The 7,975-nt window shown below is 66.5% G+C and carries 7 protein-coding genes and 2 pseudogenes; 3 read left to right on the top strand and 6 right to left on the bottom strand.

Going from position 1 to position 7,975, the window contains the following annotated elements; translation table 11 throughout:
- Positions 1–90: 90 nt before the first annotated feature.
- The 3 genes and pseudogenes from AB0313_RS21835 to AB0313_RS21825 all read left to right on the top strand — a co-directional run.
- A pseudogene (locus AB0313_RS21835) lies at positions 91–558 on the top strand (DNA-processing protein DprA); the annotation flags it as partial.
- A gap of 46 nt (positions 559–604) precedes the next feature.
- A complete protein-coding gene (locus AB0313_RS21830; protein WP_141941881.1) occupies positions 605–1,531 on the top strand; it encodes a tyrosine recombinase XerC in 927 nt (308 codons plus the stop codon).
- 238 nt (positions 1,532–1,769) lie between these two features.
- On the top strand, positions 1,770–2,273 hold the full coding sequence (locus AB0313_RS21825) for a DUF3145 domain-containing protein (protein WP_141941879.1): 504 nt from the start codon (positions 1,770–1,772) through the stop codon (positions 2,271–2,273).
- Positions 2,274–2,392: 119 nt separating this feature from the next.
- Here the strand turns inward: AB0313_RS21825 and fabF are convergent, their stop codons facing one another.
- The 6 genes and pseudogenes from fabF to AB0313_RS21795 all read right to left on the bottom strand — a co-directional run.
- A complete protein-coding gene (gene fabF, locus AB0313_RS21820; protein ID WP_141941877.1) occupies positions 2,393–3,628 on the bottom strand; it encodes a beta-ketoacyl-ACP synthase II in 1,236 nt (411 codons plus the stop codon).
- 175 nt (positions 3,629–3,803) lie between these two features.
- Positions 3,804–4,049 carry an acyl carrier protein gene (locus AB0313_RS21815; protein ID WP_009359314.1) on the bottom strand — a complete coding sequence of 82 codons (246 nt, stop codon included), beginning with the start codon at positions 4,047–4,049 and terminating at the stop codon, positions 3,804–3,806.
- Between the two features lie 79 nt (positions 4,050–4,128).
- On the bottom strand, positions 4,129–5,190 hold the full coding sequence (locus tag AB0313_RS21810; protein WP_141941875.1) for a beta-ketoacyl-ACP synthase III: 1,062 nt from the start codon (positions 5,188–5,190) through the stop codon (positions 4,129–4,131).
- Complete coding sequence (locus tag AB0313_RS21805) at positions 5,187–6,116, bottom strand: ACP S-malonyltransferase (protein WP_174237516.1); 930 nt, start codon at positions 6,114–6,116, stop codon at positions 5,187–5,189. The genes AB0313_RS21810 and AB0313_RS21805 overlap by 4 nt, the downstream gene beginning before the upstream one ends.
- A gap of 88 nt (positions 6,117–6,204) precedes the next feature.
- Positions 6,205–7,449, bottom strand: coding sequence for a CdaR family transcriptional regulator (locus AB0313_RS21800; protein WP_307311261.1), 1,245 nt, complete (start codon positions 7,447–7,449; stop codon positions 6,205–6,207).
- Between the two features lie 181 nt (positions 7,450–7,630).
- Positions 7,631–7,975: pseudogene (locus AB0313_RS21795) on the bottom strand (pyruvate dehydrogenase (acetyl-transferring), homodimeric type); the annotation flags it as partial.

The raw sequence follows: 7,975 nt of genomic DNA, 5'->3' as shown, positions 1-7,975 counted from the left end.
AGAAATTCATGAGCAAAGCATGCGCCTGCCAAACACCGTTGGAGCCGACGACACACGCCGTGAACCGGAGACTTAGTCCGGTAAATACTCCTGCAACGGAACCGCCTCATTGCGGCGCTCGCCGCCGTCACGGTGGTGGTGGAGGCGCGCTGGCGCTCAGGGGCCCTCAACACGGCCCACCACGCCGAGACCCTGGGCCGGACCGTCGGCGCGGTCCCCGGTTCAGTGCACAGCGCCAACTCCGCCGGCTGCCACCGGCTCCTTCGGGATGGGGGAGCAGTCTGTGTTACTGACGCTGCGGAAGTGGCCGAGCTGGCCTCACCCAGCGGAACAGCGCTGCCTGAGCAGCACGCGGTGCAGGCTTCGGTGCAGGATGGGCTCACCCTGGAAGACCTGATCCTGCTGGACGCGCTGCCGTTGAGGTCCACCACTTCGGTGGAGAAGCTTTCCGCCGTGGCCGGCCTCGGACAGGAGTCGGTCCGGGCAGGGCTGGGGCGGCTGGGACTGCTGGGACTTGCCGTGTCGGAGCGCGGAGGCTGGAAACGCGGCAGGGCATGACCGTGTCCACCGCCGCTGCAGGCCACGCAACTGGGACAGTAGAGGAGTGGAAAATGAAACACTGCCTGCGGAACTCGGCAAGGCCCTCGACGCGTTCGCCAGGTACCTGTCAGGGGAGCGGGCGGTGTCGGCACATACCAAGCGGGCCTACCTGGGCGATCTGCGCAGCTTCCTTGCCCATGCGGCATCGGAAGGGGCAGCGGGACTGAAGGACCTTGAGCTCGGGTCTTTCCGGCGCTGGCTCGGCAGCCAAAGCGCCGGCGGGGCGTCACGGTCCACCGTTGCGCGCCGGTCCGCCACGGCGCGAACATTCACTGCGTGGGCGGTCCGGGAGGAACTTATCGACGCAGACCCCGCACTGCGGCTGAAGGCACCGAAACGCGAGGGATCACTGCCCGGGGTCCTGCAGTCGTCCCAGCTCACGCGGATTCTGGAAGGACTGGAAATGGCAGCCGTGGAGGGCGAACCCCTGGCTGTGCGGAACCGTGCCATGGTGGAACTGCTCTATGCCACAGGCACCCGGGTGGGCGAACTTACGGCGCTCGACATCGATGATTTGGACCCCGACCGCCGGACGTTGCGGGTCATCGGCAAGGGAAACAAGGAACGGACAGTCCCGTACGGAGTACCCGCTGCCCTGGCCATCGATGACTGGCTCCGGCGCGGACGGCCGGCCCTGGTGAAGGACAACAGCGGACCCGCCCTGTTCCTCGGAGCCCGAGGGGGACGCGTCGACCAGCGCCAGGTGCGTGCCTTGGTCGATGCCCTGTTCGAAGCACTTGGCGATACATCGGCGTCCGGGCCACACGCGCTGCGCCACTCGGCCGCCACCCATCTTCTCGACGGCGGCGCAGACCTTCGCGCTGTGCAGGAAATCCTGGGCCACAGCAGCCTGGCCACCACCCAGATCTACACGCATGTCTCGGTTGACCGCCTGCGGAAGAGCTACCAGCAGGCCCATCCAAGAGCCTGACGACTGTGGCTAATCGCACTGGCGTAATTCCACGGGGTACGGCACAATAAGAGTCACGTCCGGCAACTTTCAAGTGCCGCTTGAAGCTCAAGGGTTTCGCGCGGCGGAGCAAGTCCGGACACAGCTTAATCTGATACATCTGAATACAGCAGGGAACTACCGCCGCAGTGCAGGCACTGGCAGTCCCATCCAGGCAGAGGTCGTTGGGGAAGACGTACCTAGAGCTATGGAGGATGGAATGTCTGTTGCAATGACCCGCGGTGTGCTGTTCGTTCACTCGGCCCCTACGGCGCTGTGCCCCCACGTGGAGTGGGCGGTCGGTGCGGTGGTGGACAAGCGGACGGACCTCGAGTGGACCCCGCAGCCTGCCGCGCCCGGAATGTTCCGGGCCGAACTTTCCTGGACCGGGGCCCCCGGTACGGGATCGAAACTCGCGTCATCCCTTCGCGGCTGGGCGCACCTTCGTTATGAGGTGACGGAGGAACCCAGTCAGGGCGTGGACGGCGGCCGTTGGTCGCATACCCCCGAACTGGGGATTTTTCATGCCGTCACGGATGTGCACGGCAACATCATGGTGTCCGAGGACCGTATCCGTTACGCCTACGAGTCAGGATCCGGCGACCCCTCCGCTGTCTACCATGAGCTGTCCCTCGCCCTGGGCGAAGCATGGGACGAGGAACTGGAACCGTTCCGCCACGCTGCCGAGGGCGCTCCCGTGCGCTGGCTCCACCAGGTGGGCTGACCGCCGTCGCCCGTTTCCACAACGGGACCCAGCCCAGCACTACCTTCCATAGCAAAGAGGAGGCCCCGCCAGCCGGCGGGGCCTCCTCCTGTGCCCGGGCAGTTGCCCCGGGATGGTGCCTAGACGCTGCGAATGGCCACGACGGCGTTGTGGCCGCCAAAACCGAACGAGTTGCTGAGGGCAACGATGCTCCCGGCCGGCAGGTCACGGGCGGAGGTGACCACGTCGAGCGGGATTTCCGGGTCCTGGTTCTCCAGGTTGATGGTGACCGGCGCCTTGCGTTCGTGAACGGCCAGCACCGTTAGGACAGCCTCCACCGCGCCGGAAGCGCCCAGGAGGTGGCCCATCTGCGACTTGGTGGCGGAAACGGCCACGTTGTCCACATGGTTGCCCAGCGCCGCGCGAAGGGCCGTGTACTCCGGCTTGTCGCCAACCGGGGTAGAGGTGGCATGGGCGTTGACGTGCACCACGTCTTCGGCCTGGATACGGCCGTCGAACATGGCTGCCTTCAGCGCGCGGGTAGCGCCGAGGCCTTCGGGATCCGGTGCGGTGATGTGGTAAGCGTCGGCCGTGACGGACGTACCCGCCAGCTCGGCATAAATGCGTGCTCCACGGGCCAGGGCGTGCTCCTCGGCCTCCAGGACCAGGGCACCGGCACCTTCACCCATGACGAAGCCGTCACGGTCGATGTCGTAGGGGCGGGAGGCGCGCTCGGGTTCGTCATTCCTGCGGGACAACGCCTGCATGGAAGCGAATGCGGCCAGGGGCATGGGGTGGATTGCTGCTTCAGCGCCACCGCACATCACCACGTCCGCTTTACCGGAACGAATGAGTTCGAGGCCGAGGTGCATGGCCTCGGTGCCGGAAGCGCAGGCGGAGACAGGAGTGTGGGCGCCGGCACGGGCACCGAGGTCCAGGCTGACGGCCGCGGCCACGCCGTTGGGCATCAGCATGGGAACCGTCATGGGCAGGACCCGGCGCGGGCCCTTCTCCTTGAGGGTGTCCCAGGCATCCAGCAGCGTCCAGACCCCGCCAATGCCGGTGGCGAAGGCAACAGCCAAACGGTCCTGGTCAAATTCGGTGATGCCGGAGTCGGCCCAGGCCTCGCGGGCTGCAATGACGCCAAACTGGGTGGAGGGGTCCATCCGCTTTGCTTCCACGCGGCTGAGGACGTCCAGTGCCGGGGTGCTGCAGCGGGCAGCGAAGTGGACGGGGAGCTCGTATTTGGCTACCCAGTCGTCCTCCAGGGTGCGGGCACCGGAGACCCCCTTGAGGGCGTTGTTCCACATGGTGGGTACATCGCCGCCGATGGGCGTGGTGGCACCCAGACCGGTAATGACTACTTTGCGCGTCATGGGATCACTCTTTCGTCGGTGGGGAATCCGCCTGCGCCAACCGCAGGGTCCCGCACATTTGATGATCGGCCAGTCCCGGTCGGGGGCACTGTGCCGGTTAGATGCGGCGGGCTGCCGGTCCGGTCAGTCCGGACCAGCAGCCCCGCCAAGCCGTGAGACGGCGAAAAGGCCCAGACTAAGCCTGTGCTCCGGCGATGAAGCTGACGGCGTCGCCAACGGTCTTGAGGTTCTTGACCTCTTCGTCCGGGATGCGTACGCCGAACTTTTCCTCGGCGTTGACCACGATGGTCATCATGGAGATGGAGTCGATGTCCAGGTCCTCGGTGAAGGACTTGTCCAGCTCGACAGCTTCGGGGGCCAGGCCGGTTTCCTCGTTGACGATTTCAGCCAGGCCGGCCAGGATCTCTTCGTTGCTAGCCATTGATGGCTCCTTTTCTTGTATTGCCGGCAGGGGCTGCCGGAAACGGTCCGGGCCGCGGGATGCGGACCCTTGGGCGTACTTAGGGAAGGACTATTACCTGCGCACCGAACACCAGCCCGGCCCCAAAGCCGATCTGCAGGGCCAGCCCGCCGCTCAGCGCGGGATTTTCCTGCAGGAGCCGGTGCGTTGCCAGCGGGATCGAGGCAGCGGATGTATTGCCGGCGTCGGCAATGTCCCGTGCCACTGTAACCGCCTCGGGCAGCTTCAGCTTCTTCACCATCTCGTCGATGATGCGCATGTTCGCCTGGTGGGGGATGAACGCCACCAGGTCTTCGGCCTCGATGCCGGCGGCGTCAAGTGCCTGCTGCGCAACCTTGGCCATCTCCCACACGGCCCACCGGAAGACCGTCTGGCCGTCCTGGCGGAGCGTGGGATAGAGCTCCTGGGCCTCCTCGAGGAGGGCGAGGTCGCCCGTGGAGTCGGACTGGCGCGCCGCCAGCCCCAGGTCCCGGACGTCCAGCAGGGAACGGGTCATGCCGATCGCATTCCACTTGCTGCCGTCAGAACCCCATACGGACGGGGCGATGCCAGGGGTGTCCGACGGGCCCACGACGACGGCGCCGGCACCGTCACCGAGCAGGAAGGAAATGGTGCGTTCCCGGTTGTCGATGACGTCGGAAAGCTTCTCCGCACCAACCACCAGGACGTACTTGGCGGCACCGGACCGCACCAGCGCGTCAGCCTGGGCAATGCCGTAGCAGTAGCCGGCGCACGCAGCGGAGATATCGAAGGCCGGAGCCGGGGTGGCGCCCAGCCGGTCAGCCAGGCTGGCTGCGGCGGAGGGGGTGGCGTACGGGTGGGTCACCGTGGATACGATGACGGCGCCAAGCTCGGAGGCCTCGATGCCGGCCTTCTCCATTGCTTCGCGGGCGGCACCTTCAGCCATGTCAATGACGCTGATGCCGGCAGCGGCGCGGTGGCGGGTCACGATGCCGGTGCGCTGGCGGATCCACTCGTCCGAGGAGTCAATCCACTGGCACACGTCCTCATTGGTGACGATGACGTCCGGCCGGTAAGCGCCGAGGCCGACGATCCGGGTGTGCTCCTGGATGGGAGCCTGTTTCAGCGTGGGCACGCTCATGCGTTGCCCTCCAGTTCAGCAAACAGCGCCAGGGCGGCGGAGAGGTCATCGGGGGTCTTCACGGCAACGGTCTTGACGCCGGGCATCCCGCGCTTGGCCAGCCCGGCAAGCGTGCCGGCGGGGGCGAGTTCGATGACTCCGGTGACACCGCGCTTCACCATGGTTTCCATGCACAGGTCCCAGCGCACTGGGCGGGATACCTGGGCGATCAGGCTTTCGACGGCGGCGCCTCCGTCGGTGACTTCACCGCCGTCGTAATTCGACAGCAGGGGCACCTTGGGCGCCACCGGGTTCAGCTGCGGCTCCAGCGCCTTCAGCGCGTCGACGGCCGGAGCCATGTGGCTGGTGTGGAATGCGCCGGCCACCTTGAGGGGGATGACGCGCGCCTTGGCGGGCGGGTTCGCTGCCAGGGCCTTCAGCTGGTCAAAGGTTCCTGCGGCGACCGTCTGGCCGGCTCCGTTGACGTTGGCCGGCGCGGCGCCGGATGCCTCAATCGCTGCGAGCACCTCTGCGGGGTCACCGCCGACGACGGCGCTCATGCCCGTGGGGGTGACTGCGGCTGCGGCGGCCATGCTGTTGGCCCGTTCCCGGACGAAGATCATGGCTTCCTGCTCCGTCAGGACACCGGCGAGGGCAGCTGCGGTGATCTCACCCACCGAGTGGCCGGCGAGGATCACCGGGAGGGAGTTAAGCTCCACGTCGAAGAGGGACGCGGCGGTGACCAGCCCCGCGGCGACAATCAGGGGCTGCGCCACGGCAGTGTCCTTGATGGTTTCCTCGTCGGAGGTTGTCCCGTGGGCTATCAGGTCAATGCCTGCGATGTCACTCAGGGAGGCCAGCTGGCCTGCCACCGAGGGAAGTTCCAGCCAGGGGGCCAGAAAACCCGGGGTCTGCGAGCCCTGTCCAGGGCAGACTATTGCAAGCACGTAACCAGCTTTCCAAATTACTGTGAGATCCAGCGGTGTTTCTCTGCACCAAGCTCACGGGGTCAGGTTGTAGGAAGTCTACAAGGTGTCACGCCTGGTTTCGGGACGCCTGCCGCTCCGTGGCGGCCTTCGGCGGGGCCGAAAGGCGGCCCACCACCAGTGCCGCCTGCAGTACGAAAGCTTCGCGCGGCAGCAGCGGGTCCCAGCCCGTGACATCGCAAACCCGCTTCAACCGGTAGCGCACGGTGTTGGCGTGGACGAAGAGTTCGCGGGCGGTGGCTTCCAGGGAATGGCCCAGCTCCAGGTAGGTGCCCAGTGTTTCCACCAGGCCATTGGATGCCGCCAGGAGCGGGCGGTAGATGTTCTTGACCAGGGAGCGGCGGGCAGCGTCATCGCCTGAGATCACCCGCTCCGGCAGCAGGTCATCGGCGGCCACCGGCCGGGGCGCCGAGGGCCACGCCCGGGCGGCGGTCAGGCCGGCAAACGCTGATTGCGCCGAACCGCTGGCCTCCAGCAGCGAGCTGGCTTCAGGACCGTATACGACAGGCCCGGGCGCAAACATCTCGCTCAGCTTGACGTATGCGGATTCGCGGTCCTGCACGCCGCCAAGAATCAGGATCAGCCGGTCGCCCTGGATTCCCACCAGCGCGTCCTCCGCGTAGCGGCCGGCCATCCGGCGCAGTTCGCTGACGTAGCTGGCGCTGGGCTCGGAGGGCGAGTTGCCCACCATGACCGTGAAGCGCTCCTGCGCCTTCCAGCCCAGGGCGGCGATGCGGGAGCGCAGTGCGTCGGTGTTTTCGCCACGCAGGATGGCATCCACGATCAGGGCTTCCAGCCGGGTGTCCCAGGAGCCGCGGGACTCGGCGGCACGGGCGTAGACGTCGGCGGCGGCGAATGCGACTTCGCGCGAATAGCGCAGCACTGCCTCGCGAAGGGAAGGCTGGTCGGCTTCGGGAGCTATGACCGGCACCTGGTCCTCGACAACCTCCACCACGATCCTGATCAGCTGCAATGCCTTCTGCAGGCTGATGGACCGGGTCAGTTCGGTGGGGGCTGTTCCGAAAACGTCAGTAAGGATCCACGACGGCGAGCTGGGCCGTTCATACCAGGTGACGAAAGCCGCGATCCCGTTCTGCGCCACCATGCCCAGAGCGGAGCGCTCATCCGCGCTGAGCCGGCTGTACCAGGGCAGCGACTGCTCAAGCTTGCGCATCGTGGAGGTGGAGAGTTGGCCGACGTTGGCGCGGAGCTGCTTGAGGGTCTCGGACTTCTCCGGCGTGACCTTCGGCGGGGAGGGGTTCCGCTTCGAGGACGGGCTGGTTGGTGCTGGCATTCTTTGAGCATACGGCCACGGCCACGCAAGCTCCATTTGTGCGAAGGCTACAATCCGCTTTGTCGCGGATCACAGTTCGTCCGGTCGCCAGGCTGCCCTGCCCTTACAGAATGACGGCGGCCCCCACCTTGCAGGTGAGGGCCGCCGTCGTTCCTGGTGCCGTTCGCAGAAGGGGCTGAGGCTAGGCCTCGCCGCCCGCGTTGCCGGTGGTGCCGGCGTTGACGTTCAGGAGCTTGTACTTCTCAATCGCCTTGACCGGGGCGTCCACATCCACCTCGCCGCGCCGCGCAAGCATTTCCAAGGCACGGACCACGATGGAGTGGGTGTCGTTTTTGAAGTAGCGGCGGGCTGCTGCGCGGGTGTCGGAGAAGCCGAAGCCGTCGGCGCCGAGGGTGGCGAATTCGTTGGGGACGAATTGGCGGATTTGGTCGGGGACGGCTTTCATGTAGTCGGTGACGGCGACGATGGGGCCGGTGGCGCCTTCGAGTTGCTGGGTGATGAAGGGGACGCGGGCGGGCTGGCCGGG

This window comes from Pseudarthrobacter sp. NPDC080039, from assembly GCF_040702335.1.
GTDB lineage: Bacteria > Actinomycetota > Actinomycetes > Actinomycetales > Micrococcaceae > Arthrobacter > Arthrobacter enclensis_A.
Note: the sequence above shows the minus strand (reverse complement) of the source record. Positions and strands in the feature narration are given on the sequence as shown.